This is a genomic window from Acidimicrobiia bacterium (assembly GCA_029210695.1).
GTDB lineage: Bacteria > Actinomycetota > Acidimicrobiia > Spongiisociales > JAHEDJ01 > JAHEDJ01.
The window spans coordinates 38,972-63,399 of the sequence record JARGFH010000015.1; the positions used below are offsets into that span (position 1 = coordinate 38,972).

Annotated in this window: 20 protein-coding genes and 1 pseudogene; 15 read left to right on the top strand and 6 right to left on the bottom strand. The window is 64.0% G+C overall.

The window, feature by feature from the left end; genetic code table 11:
* Window positions 1-21 precede the first annotated feature (21 nt).
* From P1T08_06800 to P1T08_06865, 14 genes and pseudogenes are all read left to right on the top strand, one after another.
* Window positions 22-1,440 carry a TldD/PmbA family protein gene (locus P1T08_06800; GenBank protein MDF1595790.1) on the top strand — a complete coding sequence of 473 codons (1,419 nt, stop codon included), beginning with the start codon at window positions 22-24 and terminating at the stop codon, window positions 1,438-1,440.
* Window positions 1,437-2,768 (top strand): metallopeptidase TldD-related protein, encoded by a 1,332-nt coding sequence (locus P1T08_06805; protein MDF1595791.1) that lies wholly within the window; start codon window positions 1,437-1,439, stop codon window positions 2,766-2,768. The genes P1T08_06800 and P1T08_06805 overlap by 4 nt, the downstream gene beginning before the upstream one ends.
* A 62-nt stretch (window positions 2,769-2,830) precedes the next feature.
* Window positions 2,831-3,310, top strand: coding sequence for a hypothetical protein (locus P1T08_06810; protein ID MDF1595792.1), 480 nt, complete (start codon window positions 2,831-2,833; stop codon window positions 3,308-3,310).
* Window positions 3,311-3,325: 15 nt separating this feature from the next.
* A pseudogene (locus P1T08_06815) lies at window positions 3,326-3,913 on the top strand (aminotransferase class I/II-fold pyridoxal phosphate-dependent enzyme).
* A gap of 57 nt (window positions 3,914-3,970) precedes the next feature.
* Window positions 3,971-6,892: an MMPL family transporter gene (locus tag P1T08_06820; GenBank protein ID MDF1595793.1), complete on the top strand. Its 2,922-nt coding sequence runs from the start codon at window positions 3,971-3,973 to the stop codon at window positions 6,890-6,892.
* A gap of 241 nt (window positions 6,893-7,133) precedes the next feature.
* Window positions 7,134-7,313 (top strand): hypothetical protein, encoded by a 180-nt coding sequence (locus P1T08_06825; GenBank protein MDF1595794.1) that lies wholly within the window; start codon window positions 7,134-7,136, stop codon window positions 7,311-7,313.
* A gap of 35 nt (window positions 7,314-7,348) precedes the next feature.
* The gene (locus P1T08_06830; GenBank protein MDF1595795.1) at window positions 7,349-9,379 is read left to right on the top strand and encodes a hypothetical protein; all 2,031 of its coding nucleotides are present in this window, start codon (window positions 7,349-7,351) and stop codon (window positions 9,377-9,379) included.
* A 33-nt stretch (window positions 9,380-9,412) separates the two neighbouring features.
* On the top strand, window positions 9,413-10,255 hold the full coding sequence (locus P1T08_06835) for a hypothetical protein (protein ID MDF1595796.1): 843 nt from the start codon (window positions 9,413-9,415) through the stop codon (window positions 10,253-10,255).
* Window positions 10,256-10,354: 99 nt separating this feature from the next.
* Complete coding sequence (hutH, locus tag P1T08_06840) at window positions 10,355-11,869, top strand: histidine ammonia-lyase (protein ID MDF1595797.1); 1,515 nt, start codon at window positions 10,355-10,357, stop codon at window positions 11,867-11,869.
* Window positions 11,870-11,926: 57 nt separating this feature from the next.
* The gene (locus tag P1T08_06845; protein ID MDF1595798.1) at window positions 11,927-13,075 is read left to right on the top strand and encodes an IS30 family transposase; all 1,149 of its coding nucleotides are present in this window, start codon (window positions 11,927-11,929) and stop codon (window positions 13,073-13,075) included.
* A 90-nt stretch (window positions 13,076-13,165) separates the two neighbouring features.
* Entirely contained in the window at window positions 13,166-14,176 is a 1,011-nt protein-coding gene (locus tag P1T08_06850) for a branched-chain amino acid aminotransferase (protein MDF1595799.1), read from the top strand.
* A 64-nt stretch (window positions 14,177-14,240) separates the two neighbouring features.
* Window positions 14,241-15,899: a urocanate hydratase gene (hutU, locus tag P1T08_06855; GenBank protein MDF1595800.1), complete on the top strand. Its 1,659-nt coding sequence runs from the start codon at window positions 14,241-14,243 to the stop codon at window positions 15,897-15,899.
* Window positions 15,900-15,902: 3 nt separating this feature from the next.
* Window positions 15,903-17,249: an imidazolonepropionase gene (gene hutI, locus P1T08_06860; GenBank protein MDF1595801.1), complete on the top strand. Its 1,347-nt coding sequence runs from the start codon at window positions 15,903-15,905 to the stop codon at window positions 17,247-17,249.
* A gap of 65 nt (window positions 17,250-17,314) precedes the next feature.
* Entirely contained in the window at window positions 17,315-18,097 is a 783-nt protein-coding gene (locus P1T08_06865) for a glycerophosphodiester phosphodiesterase (protein MDF1595802.1), read from the top strand.
* An 89-nt stretch (window positions 18,098-18,186) separates the two neighbouring features.
* Here P1T08_06865 and leuD read toward each other — a convergent pair whose 3' ends face one another.
* Genes leuD through P1T08_06885 form a run of 4 tightly spaced genes read right to left on the bottom strand, consistent with a single transcriptional unit; the run spans window position 18,187 to window position 21,474 of the window.
* Complete coding sequence (gene leuD / locus P1T08_06870; protein MDF1595803.1) at window positions 18,187-18,792, bottom strand: 3-isopropylmalate dehydratase small subunit; 606 nt, start codon at window positions 18,790-18,792, stop codon at window positions 18,187-18,189.
* A 1-nt stretch (window position 18,793) separates the two neighbouring features.
* On the bottom strand, window positions 18,794-20,197 hold the full coding sequence (leuC, locus tag P1T08_06875) for a 3-isopropylmalate dehydratase large subunit (protein ID MDF1595804.1): 1,404 nt from the start codon (window positions 20,195-20,197) through the stop codon (window positions 18,794-18,796).
* A 60-nt stretch (window positions 20,198-20,257) separates the two neighbouring features.
* Window positions 20,258-20,935, bottom strand: coding sequence for a hypothetical protein (locus P1T08_06880; protein ID MDF1595805.1), 678 nt, complete (start codon window positions 20,933-20,935; stop codon window positions 20,258-20,260).
* A gap of 11 nt (window positions 20,936-20,946) precedes the next feature.
* Entirely contained in the window at window positions 20,947-21,474 is a 528-nt protein-coding gene (locus P1T08_06885) for a macro domain-containing protein (protein MDF1595806.1), read from the bottom strand.
* Window positions 21,475-21,522: 48 nt separating this feature from the next.
* On the opposite strand from P1T08_06885, the gene P1T08_06890 reads away from it, so the two are divergent.
* Window positions 21,523-22,053 carry a hypothetical protein gene (locus P1T08_06890; GenBank protein MDF1595807.1) on the top strand — a complete coding sequence of 177 codons (531 nt, stop codon included), beginning with the start codon at window positions 21,523-21,525 and terminating at the stop codon, window positions 22,051-22,053.
* 62 nt (window positions 22,054-22,115) lie between these two features.
* Here the strand turns inward: P1T08_06890 and P1T08_06895 are convergent, their stop codons facing one another.
* Together P1T08_06895 and P1T08_06900 are read right to left on the bottom strand one after the other, a co-directional pair.
* Window positions 22,116-23,447: an MFS transporter gene (locus tag P1T08_06895; protein ID MDF1595808.1), complete on the bottom strand. Its 1,332-nt coding sequence runs from the start codon at window positions 23,445-23,447 to the stop codon at window positions 22,116-22,118.
* 139 nt (window positions 23,448-23,586) lie between these two features.
* A partial coding sequence (locus tag P1T08_06900; GenBank protein MDF1595809.1) for a hypothetical protein occupies window positions 23,587-24,428 on the bottom strand: 842 nt, incomplete at its 5' end.

Here is a 24,428-nt window from a genome sequence, read left to right on the forward strand (position 1 = left end):
GGTCTTGTGTTCGATCCAGCAATGGCGGCCGTCGAAGGGGCCCTGGCGGCGGGTGCAACCTATGCCGATGCGCGGACGGTAGTGACCCGTCATCAACGACTCGATGCGGCGGACGGGCACATCAGCCGAATCAGCGAGGATGAGAAGGCCGGTGTCGGCGTGCGAGCACTGATCGGCTCCTCGTGGGGCTTCTTCGCCGTCAACGACTTCGAGCAATCCCGCGCCGCCGGGGAGCGGGCGGCGGCCATCGCCGCCGCGTCTGCTCGGGTCCCCGGACAAGCACTGCCGCTGGCCGATGTTCCGGTGGTTGAAGCGTCGTATGCGACTCCCGTCGAAGTCGACCCGTTCTCGGTTGCGGTAAGCGAGAAAGCGGATCTGCTCGTCGACCTGACGGCTCAAATGATGGCCGGCGAGGGGATCTCACGAACGAGCGGGAAGCTCGAATTCTGGGATACGAGCAAGTGGTTTGTGTCTTCACAAGGTCACCGGATCAGTCAGCACATCGTTGAGTCCGGAGGCGGGATGGACGCACTCGCTATCGGCGAGGCAGAGTCGCAAGCCCGCTCGTATCCACAGTCGTTTGGACAGTATGAGACGGGCGGATATGAGGTGATCCGCAAGTGGAACCTGCCGGGCCATACGGCGAGGGTCGCCGAGGAAGCCGCCGCGCTACTGAAGGCCGATCGATGTCCGTCGGCCGTCACCGACGTAATCCTGGACGGCAGTCAACTGGCCCTCCAGATTCATGAGTCGGTCGGTCATGCGACCGAACTCGATCGCATCCTGGGGTGGGAGGCTGCCTTCGCCGGGACGTCTTTCCTCGACCTCGCCCAACTCGGCAAACTTCGCTACGGATCGCAACTCATGAACATCAATGCCGACGCCACGATTCCCGGCGCCCTCGCAACGTTTGGTTTCGACGACGAGGGAACTCCCGCTCAACGCGTTCCGATCGTCTCCGAAGGGATCTGGGTTGGGGTCCTCTCCGGGCGGGATACCGCCTCCATTGCCGGCCTTCCGCCGGGTGGGATGGTACGAGCAGATGGACATGCGCGGATCCCCATGGTCCGTATGACGAATGTCGGTTTGGAGCCGGGCCCGCACTCTCTCGAAGAGATCGTCGCCGATACGAGGGAGGGGATCCTGATGGAGACCAATCGATCCTGGTCGATCGATGATCGACGGTTGAACTTCCAGTTCGGTTGCGAAATTGGCTGGGAAGTCAAAGACGGCCGGATTGGGAGGATGCTCAGAAACCCGACCTACACCGGAATCACGCCTCAATTCTGGGGCTCGCTCGATCGCTTGGCCGGTGGCGACGAGTGGATCCACTGGGGGACGCCCAACTGCGGAAAGGGCCAACCGGCTCAGGTTGGACATACCGGGCACAGTGCTGCACCGGCCCGTTTTCACGAAGTACGGGTGGGGGTGTTGGGATGAGGCGTCTTCTCGAGCTCTGCGAGGAGGTCGTCGAACGGGTGCCTGCGGGTATCGAAGCGCAGGCAAACATCCGGGTGACCCGCAAAGCACTCACCCGGTTCGCCAACTCGTTCATTCACCAGAACGTTGCGGAGGACAGCGCAGTTCTGACGCTCGATCTCGCCGACGGCGGGAGAACCGCCCGGACCGCCACGACCCTCACCGACCATGCCTCGATCGAGCGGTTGGTGGCGGCGGCGCTCGCTGCCGTGGCGCTGAATCCCGTCGATGAGTACTGGACCGGGTTTGCTCCGCCGGGCCAAGTCCCGGCGGTCGATCATTACGATCCGGCAACCGCGGCGGCCGACCCCGGGGAGCGGGCGGCGGTCGTGGCGGACTTCATCGGAGCCGGCGGCGGACTCTCCGCGGCCGGGTTCTGCGATACGACCGAAGAAATTCTGGCGGTTGCGAATCACCTCGGCTTTCGCTTCGAGGGTGCGGCCACGTCGGCTGTCCTCGACGGCATCCACCAGACTCCGACCTCGGCGGGTAAGGCGCACCGCGCCTCCAGGTCGCTCGCCGCACTCGACGGCGCCGCGGTTGGGGCGGAGGCAGCCGGGATCGCTCGGGCTGCGGTAGGTGCCGTCGACGTCGACCCGGGTTCCTATGAGGTGGTACTTCGCCCCAACTGTGTCGCCACAATCGGGGCGTTTGTCGGGTTGTACGCCTTCGGCGGGAAAGCGGCGTCTGAAGGGAGGACGCAGGTGGTGGTTGGGGAACCACAGTTTGATCCGAAGGTGTCGGTGCGCGACGACGTCACCGATCCGGCCGCGCTTGGCCTTCCGGTCGACTGGGAAGGGAACCCGAAGCTGCCGGTCGACCTCATCGTCGATGGAGTGAGCCGTGGGTTCGTGCACGATCGCCGCACGGCTGCCCAGATGAAGGTGACCTCGACCGGGCACGACTGGGAGTTCTCGACCTGGTTCGGACCGGCACCCACGAACCTGTTCATCGGGGGCGGCGACCGATCCGAACGGGAGATGATCGCCTCGATTGAGCGAGGATTGCTGGTTACCGAGTTCAACTACTGCCGCATTCTCGACCCGACGACCCTCTACGTGACCGGTTTGACCCGCAACGGAACTTTCCTCATCGAGGAGGGAAAGGTGACCCGACCGGTATCGAACCTGCGGTTCACAGAGTCCTTCTTCGAGACTCTGCGTGAGGGAAACGTTCTGGCGATAGGCAACGACCCGCGCCTGGCCGATTCGGAGTACGGGCCGAGAATGGTGCACGCGCCCACGATGCACCTGGCTGCCTGGAACTTCACAGGAGGAGCCAGGGGATAACCCGCGACCCGCGACCCGTAACTCTGGGCCTATTGCCTATTGCCTATTGCTATCTTCTCTTTGTGCCCCGATTCCGCTCTGATCTCGACCAGATCGTCCCGTACACACCGGGCAGGTCGATCGAAGAGGTGGCTGCCGAGTCGGGTATCAGCGACATCGCCAAGCTCGCTTCCAACGAATGCCCTTTTGCTCCATGTCCCGAAGTGATCGAGGCAATGGCCGTGGCCGGTGGCGGCGTCAACCGCTATCCGGACAACGATCAGCGAGCCTTGCGGGCGGCCACCGCCGAACACCTCGGCATTCCAGAGGATCACCTCTGGTTTGGTGGCGGGAGCTCCGACCTGTTGCGTTCGATCGGGCTGGCGATGGGCGGATCCGGCACATCGGCGGTGTGTGCGTCGCCTTCTTTCGTTCTCTACCGGATCGTCACCCACATCGCCGGTTCAGAACCACTCGAGGTCCCACTGACGGATACCTGGGTCCATGACCCGCAGCGACTCGTCGAAGCGGTTCGGGAGGACACCACCCTGCTGTATTTGTGAAATCCCAATAATCCGACCGGACCCCACCTGCCGGCCGAGGATGTGCGATTGATCATCGATCAAGTGCCCGATCGAGTCCTCATCGTGGTAGACGAGGCCTATCTGCACTACGCGGGCGCCACCGATTTCTCTACCGCAATTCCGCTGGCGCTCCAACGCGACAATGTGGTCGTTACGCACACATTCTCCAAGGTCTACGGATTAGCCGGGCTGCGGGTCGGATACGCGGTCGGGAGGCCTGACACGCTCCGCTCGCTGCGCAAGACCCAGGCACCGTTCCCGGTCACGGCGATCGCCCAAGCAGCCGCGGCTGAAGCTCTCAACCATCAGGACCGGGTTTCTGCCCGGGTGGCCCACAATGAGCGCGAACGGGCACGTATGATCGGGGCGTTCGAGCGGCACGGAATCGAGTTCGCCACCAGCCAGACGAACTTCATATTTCATCGTTCGCCGAACCGGGCGTCGGAGTTCATTTCCCAAGGTGTCATCGTCCGACCGGCAGTCGACGGATGGGTACGCACAACGGTTGGCCTGGACGGCGAGAACGACCGGTTCCTGGCCGCGCTGCATGCTCTCCAATCCGCCCGCCGAGATTTCGCCTAGAAACGCCCGACTCCTAATCTGCTGGTACCCCGTCGTTTCCCGCCACTAGGAGCAATTGTGGAAAGAATCATCAGGCTGCTTGCCCGCGTTGTGCGCAGCTCGCCGTGGTTGATCGTGATCGGATCTTTGATCTTTACGCTCGTCCTCGGATCTTTCATCTCGCAGCAAGTGCAAACGCAGGGCAATGAGGGGTTCGCGCCCGACGCGCCCGAGTGGGCGGCCAGCCTGACGATCAGTGAGAAGTTCAGTTCGAACAGCGAAACCCCGATGCAGGTGCTGTTCGAGTCGGAGACCGGTGACGTTCTGACCGCGGATGGATTGCAGGCGTATGCCGCCGCCACTGAAGCGGTCCTGGCCAGTGAAGCCGCGCCCTACCTGTCCGAACGACCGGATGGCGCGATTCAGGGCTTCTTCAGGCCACTTCTGCAAGGGCTGGAGGCGCAGGGGATTCCCATCTCTGCGCTGGCCGATGATGCCGCCGTCAAAGGTGGGTTCGACGATTCGCTGAGCCAGCTGCCGCCCGAGTTCGCCGGCTTCTTCACCCAGCTTCTGTCTTCTGAGAACACCGATCTGGCCGTCCCGTCTTCGAGCGCCGGACTGATGGTCGTCTGGCTGAACGTTGCCGATCTCGACGAGGCCGGCATCCAGGAGATCCAGTTCGATCTGGCGGCCAAACTGCGCGAGGCGTCGTCCGCTTCCGTCTCCGTTCAGCCGTTCAGCTTCTTCCTGTTGTTCGAGAACCAGGACGCCTTCCTGGAGGACATCGGCCGGTTGTTCGGTCAGGCAGCCGCCATCATCCTGGCGATTCTGATCTTCGTGTTCTTCCTTCGCCCTCGCGGTCGGAGGGGAATGGACGACCGGACCCGCGGCATACGCCTGGTTCCCTTGTGGATCACGACTGCGCTGGTGGGAGTCCTGGGCGCCGGGCTCTTGATCTGGCCATCGCCGGTATTGGAAAACATGGACCTGGGCGGCGAGGGCGGCTCCTTCATATTGGCGCGCCTCCTCGGCGCCGTCCTGCTCGTTGTGGCGTTCGGGCTTGGGCGTGTTCTCACGTTGGGCGAACCCTGGGCGCGTCGCACCTTGTGGGACTTTCATGTGATTCTGTTGCCGGCCGGGTTGGTCTTCTGGATTCTCTCTTCCTTGATCAGTGTTCCGATCGGTTGGGCGATCCTGGCCTTCCTTGTGTTGTTCCTGGGCGGGTTCCGGTTCGTTGAGTGGTGGACGCGTCGTGCGTGGGCCGACATGGGCCTGACGTTGCTGACGATCATGATGTCGATCGCCTGGATGCAAGGTATCGGTGTCCTGCTGGGCCCCGGGTTCCTTGGATGGATCGGCGCGTTTTCCGAGATGTTGCAGATTCTTCCGATTCTGCTCATCGGACTCGGCGTTGACTACGCCATCCACTTGAACTCCCGGTACCGGGAGGAACTCGGCTCAGATACGCCGGTCGACAAGAGCGCCGGTCGGGCGACCAGGACGGTCGGGGTTGCTTTGGTGCTGGCCACCGTGACGACCGGTGTCGGGTTTCTCACCAACGTGACCAATCCGGTGCCGGCGCTGCGCGACTTCGGGATCCTTGCCGCGATCGGGATTACGTCCGCGTTCTGGCTGATGCTCACGTTCTTCCCCGCGGTGCGAATGATCCTCGATAGGCGCGCGGAGAAGGCCGGCCGCCTCCCAACCAAATCCTTCGGCCAGGGCGGCGAGCGGTTGCTGCCACGCTTGATGGGTAGTGCATCGGTGTTCGCCGAGAGACTGCCAATCCCCACCTTGATCGTTGCCTTCGCCCTGGGTGGGCTGGGTGTGTACGGCACGACCCAACTGTCTACAGAGTTCAGCTTCACCGACTTCATTCCGGAAGGCTCTGCGGTCCTGGAAACCGTCGATGCCCTCAACGAGCAATTCGCCGGTGGGTTCGGCGAATCGACGCAGGTCTTGATCGAGGGTGACGTTGCGACGCCGGCGGTTCACAACGCATCGGTCTCGGCATGGCAGAACATGGCCGACACCGAGAACGTGCTCAACTTCGGTGGGCAGGCGGCGGCCAATTTCCCGGCCACGATCCTCGGACAACTCGTCACACCGCCGGAGTCCGGGGGGAGTGAGCTATTCAACGAGGAGTTCTCACAATATGCCTTCAGTTCAGGCCTCCAACCGGACTTGACGGTCGCCGCCGAGGCCGACGTAGCAGCTCTCTACGAGCGGGCTGCCGAACTCGCACCGGATCAGATGGCCGCAGTTCTGGCTCGCAGCGACGACGGAACCTACGGCTATGTGGACATGTCGGTGTCCACGCAGGCCGGCGAGGCAGGCGTCCAACAACTCTCCGCGGATCTGGCTACCGACCTGGCGCCGGTCTCTGCGCTCGACGGGGTGACTGCGGTGGCGACGAATGAGAACATCATCTCGCAGGTAGTGGTGACCTCGCTGTCGGAGTCGCAGCTCAGGTCGCTGCTGATCACCCTGGCGGCGGCAGCCTTTTTGCTCGTTCTCAACTTCCTCATCGAGGCTCGCCGACCGTTCCTGGGCATCATCACGATCTTGCCGGTTGCCCTGGTTGTTCTCTGGACGTTCGGGATGATGGCCTTGACCGGAATCCCGTTCGGGCCGGTGACTGCCACGATTTCCGCGCTGGCGATTGGCATCGGTGTGCCGTACACGATTCACATCACGCATCGGTATCAGGAAGACCGACAACGCTACGACAACCCGGAAGAGGCGATTCACTCGACGACGCGCCATACCGGCGGCGCTCTGGCCGGATCGGCGTTCACGACGGTGGCCGGCTTCGGCATTCTGGTCACGTCATCGCTCGTGCCCTTCCAGCAGTTCGGGGCGGTGACTGTCTACGCGATCAGCTTCGCGCTCATTGCCGCGGTCTTGGTTCTGCCGTCCATGCTGGTGCTCTGGGACCGCTGGCACCGCGGGCGCGGTGAGCCGATCGTCGAGCACCGCCAGGTAGTCGGGGTCGAGTAGCCGTCGCTCGCCGTCTTCGGCCAGATGTGAATCCTCAGAGTATTCTCCGCAATGCTATGCATCGTGGTGATCCACTGTATTGCTGAGAAAAGTCATCCCTGTTTCTCCGCAATGCTATGGACCGTGGCGATTCACTGTATTGCTGAGAAAGCTGTGGTCTCTCTGTTTGGCGATGTTTTGGGTCTTTCAGGCATCGTGGGCAAGACACAGGAGGCCACTCCGATGAGAGCGAGGAACCACTATGCCGCGTCTGAGCGCCCCCACCCGGAATACCTTCTCGATCGCCATCGTTGCGATCGTCATCGGCATCCTCCTCTGGATGGATGTGCTCGATCTCGGTGTCGACCCCGAGATCGCATACTGGACGACGGCCGGCGGAGCAGTCCTGCTGTTGATCGGCAACCTCTTCAACAAGCTCTAGTGGGCCTGTGATGGACGGAGCCTCAGGCCGCGCTGATGCGTGACCTCGCCGGGAGGGCCACTGGTAATCGGAGACTGGGGCGTCGATCGAAGTCGTCGGTCGCCGTCGGAATGTCGGTCATCTTGCTGGCGGCGTGTACATCGAATGGCGAGGCGGTCCGGGACCAGCCGTCGCTACCGCCCTCCGACTCTTCGCCATTGGCTCCCGCGCCGCAGCAGCAGCCTGTCTCCGATGATCTCGGCGAATCGAGCACCGCAGGTGGCGCCACAGTGGTACTGGTGGAGTCTGAGGAGGCAATCATCGAACCGGGCACCGTCGCATCGTTCTCAACCCGCAGTCGCCTGACCGGAGTCCTTCGCCTCGTAGCTCCCGCCGGTAGCGAGCTGATCGGACCATTCGTCGACGGTCGAGCCGAGATTCCCGTCCCGGATGATTCTCCTGAAGGGGAGTACCTCGTCATTATGGAGGGAGAGGACGGGGCCCTCGGAGTGGGAACGTTCCTGGTGGCGGCCGGCCCTACAGTCTGGCTCCGATCGGATCGGCGGTCGGTCGGTCCGGCCGATGAGGTAGTGGCGCGACTGGACGCCCATCGAGTGAATGATGATGCGCTGGCCCTGTTCGGGTGGGGCGATCTTGATCTGGCCTCGTATGTCGAAGGCGACGGGGGCGAGGAGGGCGAACCGCTCGGTTTTCTCGTCCCGGATGGCGACGGTTTCCTGCAGCCCGGATACGATCCCGTTCCGCTCCAGGGCCTGGCCGGTCGGTCGCTGCTGATGTCCGGCATGCAGGTCGCCGGTCTCCAGGCACTCGTCATCGATCCCGAACGCGAAGAAGCGCTCTACTCGAATTTCCTTCCTCGGGCGGGCTGCGCTGAAACCTCCCGGCTCTCCGGAACGATCGGAGGCCCGGGTGCACTGCGGGTCCTGTCCACCGGTGATGGCCTACGAAGCGCCGGCCTGATCACCGGAGATGGAACATTCTCAATCGACGCTCCGCATGGTCGGTTGGCCGCCTTTGGCGCCAGGGATGACGGCCAACAGATTGAGCCCCTCATGTTCGACATCCCATGTGGAGCGGCGGCGGTAGTCGATCTGGAGCATGGCGACTTCGAGGTCACCGCCCTCGAAGCGCAGGCCCCGGATGTTGCCGAGTTCCCTGGGGATAGTGGAACCCTCACCTTCACCGGAGACATCGAAACGGAGTTCCTCGTTGAGCCGTTCTGCGACTACCGCGGGTCCGAAATCAAGATCGCATTCGCCACCTATGACCCGGACGTACCGGCCGTGTTGCTGTTCGTCGACGGTGGGGACACCCCCGATTCGTACGATGGTCGGCTGGAGATCAGGGACTGGTCGCAGGGCGGTGCGCAGTCCGGCGGTCTTGCAGAAATCGGAGTCTCGTACAGCCCGGGGGCACTCCTCGCCGAGGGTACGTTCGAGCTCGATGCCCGCTATTCCGGTGCCGCCGGGGACGGTGCGGTGACCGGCAACTTCACGTGCACCGTTCTCGGCCTCACAACACCGGCGATGTCCGATCAAACGGTCGGGCCAACCGAAGTCACATTTGATCCCCTGGCTGTGGCGCCCGTCTCTCTGTTTGATGCGCGGGGTCCCGATCCCGCGGTGGCGTCTCCCGCCTGTCGCAATCTGGTCATCGACGACGGTGGAGATCATGCAGCGGGAACTCTGCTCGCAGCCACTTTGCGACAGGAGCTTCCAAGGGCTGCGGTGGCGACGAGATCAGAGCTCGATTGGCTGCTGAGCGCTACCGCCGGTGGCTACCTCGGCCCGGGACGTGCTTCCGAGGTGGCGGTCGCGGTGGCGGGGGCTTTCCCGGATCTCGCCATAGTCGCGAACGACGATGGCGAGACGATCAGTCTCCATATCAAACCGATGAGCCAAGAACCCCGTCCGGTCATGTTCGCCGACGCGGCTCTCGGGGGCGAGGTCGGGGCCTCCGGCCCGCCCCGCGACAGCTCCGGCCCGTGGACGGTGACAGAACCACTGCAGGGCGTGTCTCGGGCACTGGCCGACGGTGTGCTGTGCGTCGACCTCGATGACATCTAGGCCATCCCCGGCGAAGCCACCCAGATGGTGGTCATGGTCACCGATCTGGCCGGCGAACCGGTCGACGGCGTCACGGTTCGGATCGGTGAGTTTGAGCTGGGGACGGTCGATCCATCGGTCGGGACCACGTCCGGAGGGACGGTACAAGCGACACTCTTGACGACGGACAGCGGTTCGGGATCCGTCGGCGTTGAAGCCGGCGGCGAGAGATGGGGGTCGACGATGGCCTTTGCCCTTCTCCAGTCCGCCTCCTCCTACTCCCTCGAAGGCCAGTACCGGGTCGTGCTCAACCCCGATGACGATGGTCCAATAGCTCCCGGCCCGCTGAGCGTGACTCTTGGTGCCCGCTCCTGTTTCGGCATGTCGGGAGCGTGGCGCGGGGTCATCTACATCGAGGCGGGCCCCTATTTGAGCCTGATTCAGGCGGCCGGGGCTGTGACTACGGGCCTTGGTATGAGCCTCCAGGACCCCGCCGTTGCAGCCATCTCGGTACTTGGAGCCCTCACTAGCCCATCGGAGTTGATCGAGGGGACGCCAAGCATCGCCGGGATACCTGTGGAGTTCATCGAATCTGCGTTCGGTCCGATGCAGGGCATCGATCCTGCGAGCGCCATTCCGGTGCCCGTTACGTTATATCTTCCGCCGGCTGGCGGCCCTGTTCAACTCGAGATTGGGGGTTTGATCGGCAGCGACTTCGCCGGCAAGTACGACGGCCGCAGGAGCCTGGTGCAGTTGAGTGCGAACGGGATTCATCTGCTTACCGCCCGGATCCGACCGGAGGAGTCCTGCGACCCGTTCGAGCTGGATCAAAGCTACAACGAGTTCCTGGACGTGTTCGAGAAGTGGATTGACGAGTTGTCTGCAGATGTTCCGTGACGGGTTTGGAAGGCTTCCTCGCGGCCCGGCCCATCCGTCTGTAACTGGGCTCCCTGGGAGTGGTATGCCGCGGGGCTAGCCGACTGATAGCCTCGCGACATGCACGTGACGATCGACGGCGGACCTCTTTCGATTGACGAAGTGGTGGCGGTTGCGCAAGGCCGCGCCGAGGCAGTCCTCCATCACGAGGTCCGGGCCCGAATGCTTCCTGCCCGCGACGTCGTTGAGAAGGCAGTGGCCGAGGATCGGACGCTGTACGGAGTCACGACCGGCTTTGGTGCTCTCGCCTCCAAGCGGATAGACCCGGCCGAAGCCGAGGATCTCCAGGTTCGGCTGCTTCGCTCGCACGCCGCCGGTGTCGGCGATCCACTTCCCGATGAGCTCGTTCGATCCATGTTGCTCCTGCGGGCCAGGACGCTGGCCCAGGGCCACTCTGGTGTGCGCCCTGTCATCGTCGAGCGCTACATCGAGTTCCTGAGGGAAGGCCTGTTGCCGGTTGTGCCATCTCAAGGATCGGTGGGAGCGTCCGGTGACCTCGCTCCGTTCGCTCACCTGGCCCTCCCGATCATCGGCGAGGGCTACCTCAAAGATGGCGATCAGATCGAGCCGGCCGCTCGCGTGCTGGCGAGACACGGCTTGGCGCCGATCCGGCTCCGCGCCAAGGAGGGCCTCAGCCTTCTGAACGGCACCGAGGGCATGCTGTCGTTGGGTGTGCTGGGCCTCCATCGAGCCCGTCTCCTGGCACTCGCCGCCGATCTGGGAGCGGCGCTCTCCATCGAGGCATTGAAGGGGAGCTCCCGTCCGTTCCGGCCCGAGGTCCATGCCCTGCGCCCGCACCCGGGCCAGATCGCCTCGGCGGCACGGATTGCGGGGCTGCTGGAGGGATCCGGCATCGGGCGGAGCCATCAGGACGATTTCGTGCATGCTGTGCAGGATGCCTACAGCCTTCGTTGTGCGCCGCAGGTGCACGGGGCGGTGTGGGACACCCTCGACCACGCCGGGGAAGTGTTCGGTCGCGAGTTGGGCGCGGTCGTCGACAATCCGATTGTGTTTCCCGAGACGGGCGAGTTGATCTCAGCGGGGAACTTCCACGGCCAGCCGCTGGCGTTTGCTCTCGACTTCCTCACGATTGCAGTGACGGAACTCGCCAACATCTCAGAACGGCGCACCGACCGGATGCTCGATCCCGAGCGTTCGTCCGGTCTACCGGCGTTCCTCTCGCCCCGACCCGGCCTCAACTCGGGGTACATGCTGCTCCAGTACACCGCCGCCGCCCTCGTGGCAGAGAGCCGCGTGCTGAGCCATCCCGCCTCGGTAGAGTCCATTCCCACCTCCGGCAGTCAGGAAGATCACGTGTCGATGGGCTGGGGTGCCGGTCGCAAGCTCTGGCAGGTGCTCGACAACATCAGCCGGGTCCTGGCGGTTGAGATCCTCTGCGCGGTGCAGGGCATCGAGTATCGCCGGCCACTCGAACCGTCCGCCCGGGTGGCGGTCGTCGTCCGGAAGGTCCGTGAGGTAGTTCCAACCCTCGAGGATGATCGGGTGCTGTCGGATGAGATCGAGGCGGTTGCAGCCATGATCGAGCGCGGCGACCTCACCCGCAATCTTGCGTGACAATCGGGCTTGAGTTCAGGTGGTGAGCGCGACGGGGTGTCCTCATGGAGGTGAGGTATGGTCCGTCCGAAGACTCCTTGGCGTGTGGCGCGTGTTGCGCTGCTGGCGGTTGCCCGGGGGGCGACCATTGGGGATGCTGCTGTGGTGGCGGGGATCAGTCCACGCACGGTGGACAGTCTGGTCGATGAACATGGCCGGATGTGTTTTCGTGATAGAACCCGCGGGTTTGACGCGTTGACCCTCGCTGATCGTGAAGAGATCCGTGTCGGGATCGATCGCAGAGAGTCCAACGAACAGATCGGGAAGCGAATCGGGCGACACCGTTCAACGGTGTGGCACGAGATCAAGGTCAACGGGGGCCGTGACGTGTATCGGGCGTTCGCCGCCGAAGAGCGTGTCTGTGATGCGGCGTTGCGTCCCCGCCAAGGCTGGACCGAGACCCGTCCCGAGCTGTGGGAAGAAATCAAAGACCGGCTGCGCGACTATTGGTCGCCGCAGCAGATCGCTGCGACGCTTCGCAAAGATCACCCCGACGATGAACAATGGTGGGTGTCGCACGAGTCGATCTATCACGCCATCTACGTCCAGGCCAAGGGCGAGCTGCGTAAGGAACTGGCTGCCTGCCTGCGTTCTGGCCGGTCGAAGCGGCAGCCGCAGAGCCGGATCAACACCGGGCAGGGCAGGATCAAAGACATGGTCAACATCTCGCAACGCCCTCCAGAGGCCGACGACCGTGCGGTTCCGGGCCATTGGGAAGGCGACCTGATCATCGGTGAGGCCGGCAGGTCCCAGGTCGGCACCGTCGTCGAACGCTCCACCCGTTACGGGCAGCTCATCAAACTCGCCGACCGCACCGCACCACACGTCGCCGACAGGCTCGTCGACATCATGGGGCGGCTCCCTGACCGGCTCGCCCGTTCACTGGCCTGGGACCAAGGCGGCGAACTCGCCCACCATGCGTCGTTCACCGTCGCGACCGATATCGACGTCTACTTCTGCGATCCCCACTCGCCATGGCAAAGAGGCAGCAACGAGAACTGGAACGGCCTCGTCCGCCAGTGGCTCCCCAAAGGCACCGACCTCTCCGTCTACACCCAAAACGAACTCGACGAGATCTCAAGACTGTTGAACACACGACCCAGAAAAACGCTCGGATGGGACACCCCAGCCGAGCGATTCAACCAACTCGTCGCGCAGACCATTTGAAACCGCCGGGCGCACGGCGCGCCAAACTCACGCAAGAACGGTGCTGGAGTGTTCGCTAGAGTGCCGGAGCCGATTCCGAAGGGAGGCACTATGCCAACTCCAGCGCACGAGACCGCCCCCTTCGGCGCGGTATTTGCCGACAAGATGGCACTCAGCAGATGGGACGGAGAACACTTCGAGGAGCCGCGGCTCGAACCGGTCGCCCCGCTCCCGATCCACCCTGCCGCCCATGTGCTCCACTACTCGAGTTCTGTGTTCGAGGGTCTCAAGGCCCATCGCGGTGTCAAGGGCGATCTGCGTCTGTTTCGTCTCGACCGGCATATCGAGCGGATGCAAGCCAGTGCCCGGTTGCTCTACCTTCCACCTCCGGACGGGCCGCTCCTGGAGCGCATGATTATCGCGGTGGTCGATGCGGCCAGGGAGGCCATTCCCGAACCGCCTGGTTCCCTCTATCTGCGCCCGACCCTGGTGGGCACCGAGGCCAACGTCGGAGCCGCCGCCTCGCCCAGCAAGGAGGCGTTGCTCTATGTGCTCGGCTCGCCGGTCGGCGACTACTTCTCCGGGGGGATCCGTCCGCTCAAGGTGGTGGTAGAGGCGCACCGTCCCCGGTCGACACCATCCTTCGGCATGGCCAAGACCGGCGCCAATTACGCGTCCGCCCTGGGGCTCATCATGGAGGCCAAACACACACACGCCGCAGACCAGGTCTTGTTCGCTCCCGGCGGCGATGTGCAGGAGACCGGCGCCGCCAACTTCATTCTGCTCGACGACGACCGTGTGCTGACCAAATCCCTCGACCCATCCTTCTTGCCCGGCGTTACCCGTGATTCCGTTCTCGTCATAGCTCGAGACCTCGGCTACGAGGTGATCGAGGCCGACTTCACCATCGACGAAATGCTGGAGTTCGCCGAGCGCGGCGAGGCCGCTCTCTCGGGCACGGCTGCTGTGCTGGCCGGCGTCGGCACCATCCTGCACGCGGGCAAGGAGCACAAGGTAGGGAGCGGGGAAGTCGGGCCGAACACCCTGCGCCTTCGTGCCGCCCTCACTGCTCTCCAGACAGGCGTGGCGCCCGATATCCACGGTTGGATCCGCACGGTCTAGCTCGTCCGGCGGTCGATTGTCTATCCCTCCGAGTAGCGTGAGGGTGAGCAATCGAGAGGCTGACATGAGCGGGCCACGCGCCATCCGGGCTCCACGCGGAACCGACCTGTCGACCAAGGGCTGGCTACAGGAAGCCGCCCTGCGGTCGCTGATGAACAACCTCGACCCGGAGGTAGCCGAGAACCCGGATGAACTCGTCGTGTATGGAGGTCGGGGCAAGGCAGCCCGCAACTGGGATGCTTTCGACGCCATAGTGCGCACGCTTCGCTCGCTTGAGAACGATGAGACGATGCTGGTTCAGTCGGGGAAACCGGTCGGAGTGTTTCGCACCCACGAGATGGCACCGCGAGTGCTGATCGCCAACAGCCTGCTCGTTCCCGATTGGGCCGACTGGGAGCACTTCTGGGATCTCGAAGCGGCCGGCCTCATGATGTACGGCCAGATGACGGCAGGGTCGTGGATCTACATAGGCACGCAGGGAATCCTCCAGGGAACGTATCAGACGTTTCTGGCGATCGCCGAGAAGCGTTTTGGAGGTTCGCTGAAAGGCACCCTCACTCTCACGGCGGGGCTCGGTGGGATGGGCGGTGCACAGCCGCTGGCCGTCACCATGAATGACGGTGTCGTGTTGTGCGTCGAGGTCGATCCGATCCGAATCCAGCGGCGGATCGAGACCGGATATCTCGATGTGGCCGCCGGATCGCTCGACGAGGCGATGGCCCTGTGCGAGTCGGCTGTACGCGAGAAGAGGAAGCTCTCGGTCGGCATCGAGGGAAATGCTGCTGACGTATTTCCTGAGCTCCTTCGGCGCGACATCGCATTCGACATCGTCACCGATCAAACCTCCGCCCACGATCCGCTCAACGGGTACATTCCCCGCGGCTACGACCTGGAGACGGCTGCCAAGCTCAGGAGCGACGATCGGGATCGTTACATCGCCGAGGCCAGGGACTCGATGGCGCGTCACTGCGGGGCGATGGTCGGATTCCTGGAACGCGGCTCAGAGGTGTTCGATTACGGCAATAACCTGCGCGGCGAGGCGAAGTTGGGCGGCTTCGAGAACGCGTTCGCCTACCCCGGTTTTGTGCCCGCCTACATTCGCGATCTGTTCTGCGAGGGGATGGGCCCGTTCCGCTGGATAGCGCTGTCCGGGGACCCGGCCGACATCGCCGCCACCGACCAGGCACTGATCGACCTGTTCCCCGAGAACCGCGGCTTGCATCGCTGGATCGAGATGGCTCGCCAGCGGGTCCACTTTCAGGGACTCCCCGCCCGGATCTGCTGGCTCGGCTACGGCGAGCGGGACAGGGCGGGTCTCGCCTTCAACGAACTGGTTCGCACGGGGAAGGTGGCCGCTCCGGTTGTCATAGGGCGCGATCACCTCGATTCCGGCTCGGTGGCCTCCCCGTATCGGGAGACCGAGGCGATGGCCGACGGATCCGATGCCGTGGCCGATTGGCCGATTCTGAATGCTCTACTCAACACGGCGTCCGGGGCCGCCTGGGTGGCGGTTCACCATGGTGGTGGGGTTGGAATGGGAAAGTCCATCCATGCCGGGGCGCAGGTGGTGGCCGACGGCACCGAGGAAGGCGCGCTACGACTCAGCCGCGTCCTCACCAATGATCCGGGGACCGGAGTCATGCGTCACGTGGATGCCGGCTACCAGCGGGCGAAGGACGTTGCCAAAGAGCGGGGCGTCGGTATCCCGATGCTCGAGGGATAGACCTTGGCACGCCGCGTTTGTAGCTTCTGCGAGAAGCCCGAAGACGAGGTAGCCCATCTCCTCGCCGGACCCAGTGGTGTCGCCATCTGCGATGAGTGCGCCGAACTGGCAGTGGAGATCACCGGTGACCATGCGTTCGAGCAGACCTCGGGCGATCTCCTCATTACCGGCATCGATCGCATCATCACCAACGACCCACGGCTCGACGGGCCCATTGGGGAGGGCGCCATTGCCGTCCGCAACGGGCGGATCACGTGGATCGGCCGGGAGCAAGACCTTCCATCGAGATATCGCGAGATAGTCACCCTCGAGTGCGGAGGTCGAACGGTCTTGCCCGGCTTTGTGGATGCCCACACCCATCTGGTGTTCGACGGGGACCGGGCGGATGAGTTCGGTCAACGTATGCGGGGGGCGAGCTACAAAACGATCATGGCGGCCGGCGGCGGTATCCAGGCGACGGTCAGGGCGACCAGGGCAGCCGGGCCGGATCGTCTGCTCGAGGTGTCGATGGCACGAGCCGATCGGATGCTGTCGCTCGGTACGACCACGGTCGAGATCAAGTCCGGATACGGACTCGAGACGCTCACCGAGCGTCACATACTGGAGGTAGCTGCCGAGATCGGGAGCCGCCTGCCGCTCGACGTGGTGTCTACGTTCCTCGGAGCTCACGCCGTTCCGGATGAATACCGGTCGGATCGGGACGCCTACCTGTGGCTGATCGAGGAGGAGATGCTGCCCGCGGTTGCCTCCATCGCCGAGTACTGCGATGTGTTCTGTGATGCCGGGGTATTTTCTGTCGACGAGGCGCGCCGGGTGTTGGCGGCCGGGCGCAGGCACGGATTGCGTCCGCGGCTCCACGCCAATCAGCTCGGCGACACGGGCGGGCTCGAACTGGCGGTCGAGGTCGGTGCTGTTTCGGCCGACCACCTCGAGCACGTCTCTGAACGCCAGGCTTCCTATCTGGCAGATGCCGGTGTCATCGCGGTGCTCCTCCCTGCGGCCTCGCTCTCGTTGCAGTCCGCTCAGGCTCCGGCCCGGTTGTTGCGAGATGCAGGGGTGACGGTCGCCCTGGCGACGGACTGCAACCCGGGAACGTCGAATGTTGAGTCGATGCAGTTCGTCGTTGCCCTGGGCGCCATGGAAATGGGTTTGACGGTGGAGGAGTCGATCTGGGCGGCCACCCGCGGCGGAGCTCTGGCCGTCGAAGAACCAGACAAGGGATGGCTGCGGGTAGGTGCAGTGGCCGACCTGCACGTGCTCGATACGGACAACTATCTCGATCTCGCCTACCGGCCGGATCGGCCCTGCACCTGGAAGGTGGTCAAAGACGGCCGGGTCGTCGTCGGATAGCCAGTCCACATCCGACCGGGTAGCAGGCATGAGGTATCGCCGTTAGCTTTTATGCTCTGGGCACCATGAAACCGTTCTTCAGTCACGAGTATCCGATTGCGATGGCGCACCGTGGCAGCCGCCTGCTGTGGCCCGAGAACACGATGACCGCCTTCCAGGGTGCCGTCGATCTGGGGTTTCGATACCTCGAAACGGACCTTCACACCACTGCGGACGGGATCCTCGTGTGCTTCCACGACGACACCCTCGAACGCACGACCGATGCCACCGGGCTCATCACCGACCGCACCTTCGCTGAGGTGCAGAGACTGGACGCCGGATTCCGCCATGAACCGTTGAAGGGGTTCCCCTTCCGCGGCAGGGGAGTGACCGTGCCGGCGTTGGAAGACGTGCTGACCGCCTTTCCGCATGCTCTGTTCACGCTCGACCTCAAGCAATCCGGGATTGAGCACATCGTCGTTGAGATGATCAATCGTCTCCGGCTTCACGATCGCGTCATCGTTGGATCGTTCAAGGATCTGCGCATCGCCCGGTTCCGGAAAATGGCGGGCCGGTCCGTCGCCACCTCGGCAGGACCATGGGAGACGAGAGCTCTCTGGGCGGGCGCCCGCCTCGGCCGATCGCTGCGCATCCCGGCCGACGCGCTACAGGTGCCGGTCTCATACGGACGGACCACCGTCGTCGACGCCAGGTTCGTGCACGCGGCCCACGAAGCAGGCAAGCAGGTTCACGTCTGGACGGTGAATGAACCCGACGAGATGCGCTATCTCCTCGACCTCGGCGTCGACGCCCTCATCTCGGATCGCGTCGACATCGTGCACCAGGTCATGCGGGATCACCTTCAGTAGCGATGGAGCCCCTACCCCTCGCCTGTCGGCGAGCGGTACTTCCCCTCAAGGGGGGACCGGACCCGCGACTAGCGACCCGCGACTCGCAACTATCGAGCCCTCGGTCGGTGAGACGGGCGCCTCGACTCGAAGGCGTCGATCAGGTCGGCTTGCTGGAGGGTGATTCCGATGTCGTCGAGACCCTCGCGCATGCGACGCCGCACGAAGGGGTCCAGTTCGAACTCGGCGGTCAGTCCCGGCGCTTCGACGACCAGGTCGGCGAGGTCGATGGTCACGATCGCCTTCGGGTCTTCAGCCGCCAGATCGAGCAGGTACTGAACCTCTTTCTCGGTGAGCACAACCGGGAGCAGGCCCACCTTCGTGCAGTTCGTGAAGAAGATCTCTGCGAAGGAGGGGGCGATGATCGCTTCGAATCCCCAGCCCTCCAGGCTCCAGGGGGCGTGTTCGCGCGAGGACCCGGAACCGAAGTTCGGGCCGGTGACGAGCACCGGGGCCGAGGCGTACTCCGGTTTGTTCAGGACGAAATCCGGATCGAGTTCCCCATCGGCAGTTCGACGCCAGTCCCAGAACAGGAACTCCCCGTAGCCGGTGCGCTCGATGCGTTTGAGGAACTGCTTGGGGATGATCTGGTCGGTGTCGATATTCGCTCTCGGCAAGGGCGCCATGGTCCCGGTGATTCGTTCAACGGCGCGCATCTCAACCCTCCCAGGTCCGCACATCGACAAATCGGCCGGCGATTGCGGCGGCGGCCGCCATTTCCGGACTCACCAGGTGGGTTCGCCCGTCTTTGCCCTGGCGCCCTTCGAAGTTCCGGTTTGAGGTCGAAGCGCACCGATCGTACGGATCGAGGATGTCCGGATTCATTCCGAGGCACATCGAGCACCCGGCGTCGCGCCACTCGAATCCGGCTTCCGTGAAGATCCGGTCGAGCCCCTCCCGTTCCGCCTGGAGCTTCACCAATCCAGAGCCGGGTACGACGATGGCCGTGACCGTCGGCGCAACGTGCCGGCCGTCGACAACGGCCGCCGCCGCTCGCAGGTCCTCGATCCTGCCGTTCGTACAGGACCCAACAAATACCTTGTTGATATCGATCCCGGCGATCGGCGTTCCTGGTTCGAGTCCCATGTATTGCAGAGCGCGCTTCGTCGAATCCCGATCGTTGGCTTCCTCGAAGTCATCCGGCGACGGGATCATTGCCGTGACCGGCAGCGTCTGGCCGGGGTTGGTGCCCCACGAAACGTACGGCTCGAGGTCCCCGGCTTCGATGAAGATCTCAGTGCGGAAGTCGGCCCCCTCGTCGGTGTGCAACCCTCGCCAGTCGGCGACAGCCGTCTCCCAGTCGTCGCCGGCCGGCGCGCCGGGACGCCCCTTCAGATAGGCGAAGGTGGTCTCGTCCGGGGCAACCATCCCCGCCCGGGCACCTGCCTCGATCGACATGTTGCAGATCGTCATGCGACCCTCCATCGAAAGGGCGCGAATCGTCGAACCCCGATATTCGACGACATGTCCGGTGGCTCCGGCCGTCCCGATCCGGGCAATGATGCCGAGGATGATGTCTTTGGCCGTGACGCCTTTGGGTAGGTCTCCGTCGACGTTGATCGCCATCGCCCCCGGCTTCGACTGGGGAAGGGTCTGGGTGGCGAGCACGTGCTCGACCTCCGAGGTACCGATGCCGAAGGCGAGTGCTCCAAAGGCGCCGTGGGTGGCCGTGTGTGAGTCACCACACACGATCGTCATGCCGGGTTGTGTAACGCCCTGCTCGGGCCCGATGACGTGAACGATCCCCTGCCTGGGGTCGTCGAGTCCGTACAGCGTGACGCCGAACTCGGCGCAGTTGTCGATCAAGGCCTCGATTTGCCGTTTAGAGAGAGGATCTGTGATGCCGAACCGGCGGCCGGTGGTTGGTACGCCGTGATCGATGGTGGCCAGCGTGAGGTCCGGACGCCGGACCGGGCGGCCCGCCAGGCGCAGCCCGTCGAATGCTTGCGGAGAGGTGACTTCGTGAACGAGGTGGAGATCGATGTAGAGGAGATCCGGTTCGCCGGGCGCCGCGTGTACGACGTGGTCGTCCCAGACCTTGTCGAAGAGGGTTCTCGTCATCGGTGTCCTTCCGTGAAGGCGATAGCGTAGCCGCCGCGCTGAACCGCGTCCCGGAGTCCGTCACCGATCCGTGCTATCCCCGATCGGTGTCGGTTCGGGCTCTTCGCCGAAGACATGATCGAGCGCTTCGGCGAGGTCACCGAGCGCGGCGGATCTGGAAGGCGAAGCCACGAGGACCGCCCCGTCCCAATCCGAGCGGCTCAAACGGTGCTGAGCATCCAGCCAGTAGGCAGCCCGGCGCTCGCCGTCGTGGTATTGGTCGATTCTCCACCATTGTCCGTTGATCGCCTCGTCCCATCCGACCGACACGAGGTGTGAGACATCCGCGACTTCTCCGGTTCGATCGTCGAGAACGGTGATCGCTTTGAGGTGGCCCGCCTCGAAGGGCACCTTGACCAGGATCGGATAGATGCCGAAACGGGGGACGACCATCTCGTCTTCGCAGGGGTACGTAACCGGATCGCCGTCGCCGACCGTGAACGTGTAGGAAGTCCAGATGGATTCGGGTGGAGCGGTGAGGTCCATGCTGGCCGACCACGAACCGATGAACCCGCCTTCGGCGAGGGCGAACGTGTCGTCGATTCGGAGCGATTCCTCGAGGTGCACGATGCTCCGCCGGCGCGCCCCGATGTGACGGTCTCGTTGCTCGATGCGCTCCCAGGTCGTTCCTTCATCGAAGGGCGGTGGCACGCGACTGCGGTCCCACCGGTCGGACGCACGACGCCAGACCCTCGACATCCGGTTCTCCGTCATTCCAGCGCCCTCTCGAAGGCGGCGGCGGTCTCGGCCTGATATCCGACCAACCGGATTTCCTGAAAGATCCCGGGGTGAGATGCAACCCACTTGCGGCACGTGTCCGCGATTAAGTTGGTTGCTTCGGTGAGCGGGTAGCCGAATATACCGGCCGAAATGGCCGGCATCGCAACGGAGGTCGCTCCCGCGCCGGCCGCCGCCGAGAGGGCTGCGGCGACGGCCGCCCGCAGCAACGTCTCGTTGTCCCGACCGGCTGAGAAGCGCGGTCCGGCGACGTGAATGATCCATTGGGCCGGCATATCTCCCGCACCGGTAACGGCCGCACCGCCGGGTTCGAGTGGCCCGTGTTCCCGAACCCAGGTGTCGGATTCCTCCTGCACCACCACGCCGCCGGCCCGGACCATTGCCGCGGCAACGCCGCCGCCATGCTGGAGTTGCTCGTTGGCTGCATTCACGACCGCGTCAACATCTTGTTCGGTCAGGTCGCCTTGCACGACCCGGATCGGCTCAGTTGGTTCGTTCACAATGCCAGGCTACGCGATTGCGGCCCGTTGTCCGATACAGTCCGGGCTATGAAGTCCTGGCTCATCGTTTCGCTGCTGACCGTCGAACTCGGCGGGACGTTCGGAGTGGCCTCGGCGGAGGCCGTTGTTGTGTCGAGCGGTGAGATTGAGGTGACCCTGTCGGTGGAGGTCGGAGGGAATCCGGTCGGAGTTGTTGCACACTTCATCGATCCCGGCGACGATCAGGAAACGGTGACCCTCGGGCATCAGGGCGCCGGGATTTACGGGGGCACCGCACTGGTTGAGCGGGCCGACTTGATTGTTGTGTTCGAAGCCATCGGCGCCGGCGCTGTTTCAGTACTGGCGCGGCCGGTGACGTTGACCGAACTCGGCGTCGATCCAGCGCTTCTCCTCGACGAGGTGGGCACGTCTGCCGGGGGGGATGTGGAACTCAGGCTGGACGCCACCACGGAGCGCTGGGGGTGGGCGGCGCTCGGTCTCACCGCGGCCGCCTTGTCTCTGCTTGCCTGGTGGGCGCTGGCCGATTACCCGAAGCGCACGCGGTCCGCGATGCCCGAACCGGTTGACGAGGACCAATAGGGGTTCGTGCCGGTAATCCTCCTGGATGGATCCGGCCGCATTCGCACCGGGCGCGGCGCCGCTCAGGATTCCGGAACTCGATCCCCGGCATCGAGCCTGGCCTGCTCGATTTGCCGGGTGTTGAGCACCGGCAGTGCAACAACGAAGAGCACCGCGTACACGGCTCCGCCGGCCAGGAACGGCATGCGGAGGGCCAGGTCGCGGGACCAGATCGCCTCGACCAAAGCCACCAGGGTCCCGCCTGCCAGCATTCCGAGGGGCATCATTCCCCATGCGAAGAACCGGTAGACGCTGTTGACGCGACCGAGGAGCGCGTCGGGGATGATCGTCTGTCGTAGTGAAACGGTGATCACGTTCCACAACACCGCCAGAAAGCTGGCGATGAAGAACATGATCCATACAACGATCGAACTCGACGTCAGCCCGGTAAACACCAGGGTGGCACCGGAACCCAGGAGGGTCAGGAAGAGCGAAGCGCCCGGCCCGATGGTCTTGCTGACCAGTGAGGCCGTGAAACTAGCGACCACTCCGCCCAGAGCCCCGGCAGTCATCAACAATCCGAAACGCGAGGCGTCCAGCTCGAGGATCTCCTGCACGAAGAGCACGTAGGTGGCCAGCGCCATCGAGAACATGGCGTTCATGACGCCGAGGATGATGCCCATCACCCGCAGTAGCCGGTGCCGCCACAACCAGCCGAATCCCTGCTTGATCTGACCGACGAAGGAAGGCCGGTCCTCGGCTTGTTCTGCACGGAATGATCCGCGCAAGCTGAAGAGGAGAGCGGCAGAGATGGCGAACGTGACGGCGTCGACGAAGAAGGGGAGAGAGAACGCGACGGCAATGATCAATCCGCCCAGCACCGGCCCGAGCAGCGAGTTCATCACCATTTCGCTGCCCCACAACCGGCCGTTGGCCTTCTCGAGCAGGGACGTGTCGACGATCGACGGCATCAGGGTCTGGGCAGCGTTGTCCCGGAGAACCTCGGCAAACCCGAACAGGAGTGCCGATGTGTACAGAACTGCCAGGAGCAGTCCGGCGTGTTCCGGCCTGTCGGCCGTGCCGAGGGCGATGGAGTCCGGTTCGGCCAGATCGCGGCCGAGCAAGAGCACCGCCGTCGCCACGGCCAGGGTCAGGATGAATCGAAAGGCGTCCGTCCACCCGACCAGCTTGCGCCGGTCGATGCGGTCGGCGATGACGCCGGCGGGCAAGGTGAACACGAGCCACGGGATGCGGGTGGCGACTCCGACCAGGGCGATCTGGAGCGGGTCGCGGGTGACGGCAGAAGCCAGCCAGGGATAAGCGACGGTGGAAATACCGTCCCCGAAGTTCGAGACGACGCTGGCGGTCAGCAGCTTCCGGTAGTTGGGTCCGAGCTTCGGTTCACTCTTGTCCACTGGGTGTCTCCTCGAAACCCGGCGAGCCTAGCTGCTGAGCGGGCGCCGATTCCGAGAGGTAGGCGGCTACGGCCGATTTCCTTAGAATTGCCCGAGGGAAGGGTGGGGTCGCCCAGCCCTTCCCTCGAGATGAGCCTTCCTAGTAGGCGGCGATTCCTCGATAGACCGTCATGCTGCGGTAGCTGTCCCTCATGAGCGTTCCGAAGAAACCGCCCAGGTCGATCGACCATCCGCCACCGATGATGGTGCCGGTCACGTCGGCGTCTCTGGCTGTGGAACTCCCTCCGTAGCTGCTGCGGTATCCGTCACCGGAAGACGACCGCTCGTTGTAGGAGTACTTGAAGGTCGGTCCTTGTCCCGTCCAGGCCACGGCGGCATCGACTTCGATGGCGCCGAGATCTTCACACGACCCCTCCCATGTGATGACGTCCCCGTCCTCGGTGTAGGGCCCTTCGACGCAGCGCTGGCCGAACAGCGTCATCGTCGTGTTCACCGACGCATTCCGCAGTTTGGAATCGAGTTGGTAGTGGCCGGGCTCGAGAGTGGCCGAGCCGTACCACGACTCCCAGGTGTAGGTGCCCTCGCCGTCGTCGTAGACCGACTGGTACGAGTAGACGTTCACATCAGCCATCTTGTACGGTTTGCCTTTTTCATACTTCGAGCGTCCCTCGACGAGATAGACCCCGGTCGACGTCGAGGTGTTGTCGTTGTACTCGTCGAAATATGCCTGGGCCGCGATGCCCTTGGAGCTTCCCTTGTACATGGCCGGCTTGCCGGTCGTAGCCGGCGGCTCGCCTATCGATAGGTTCAGACTCCCGCCGGCCGGTGCTGCGCCAAACGCGCCACCCTGGATCAGATAGGTCTGTCCGGCCTCTGCGGAGAGGAATAGCCTCGACTCCACGCCGCCTAGGTGGCTGCCGAAAAAGTTGGTGGTTGTGGGTCGGGGGTGCTCGCGTTCGAGGTCGTTTTCGGTCACACTGG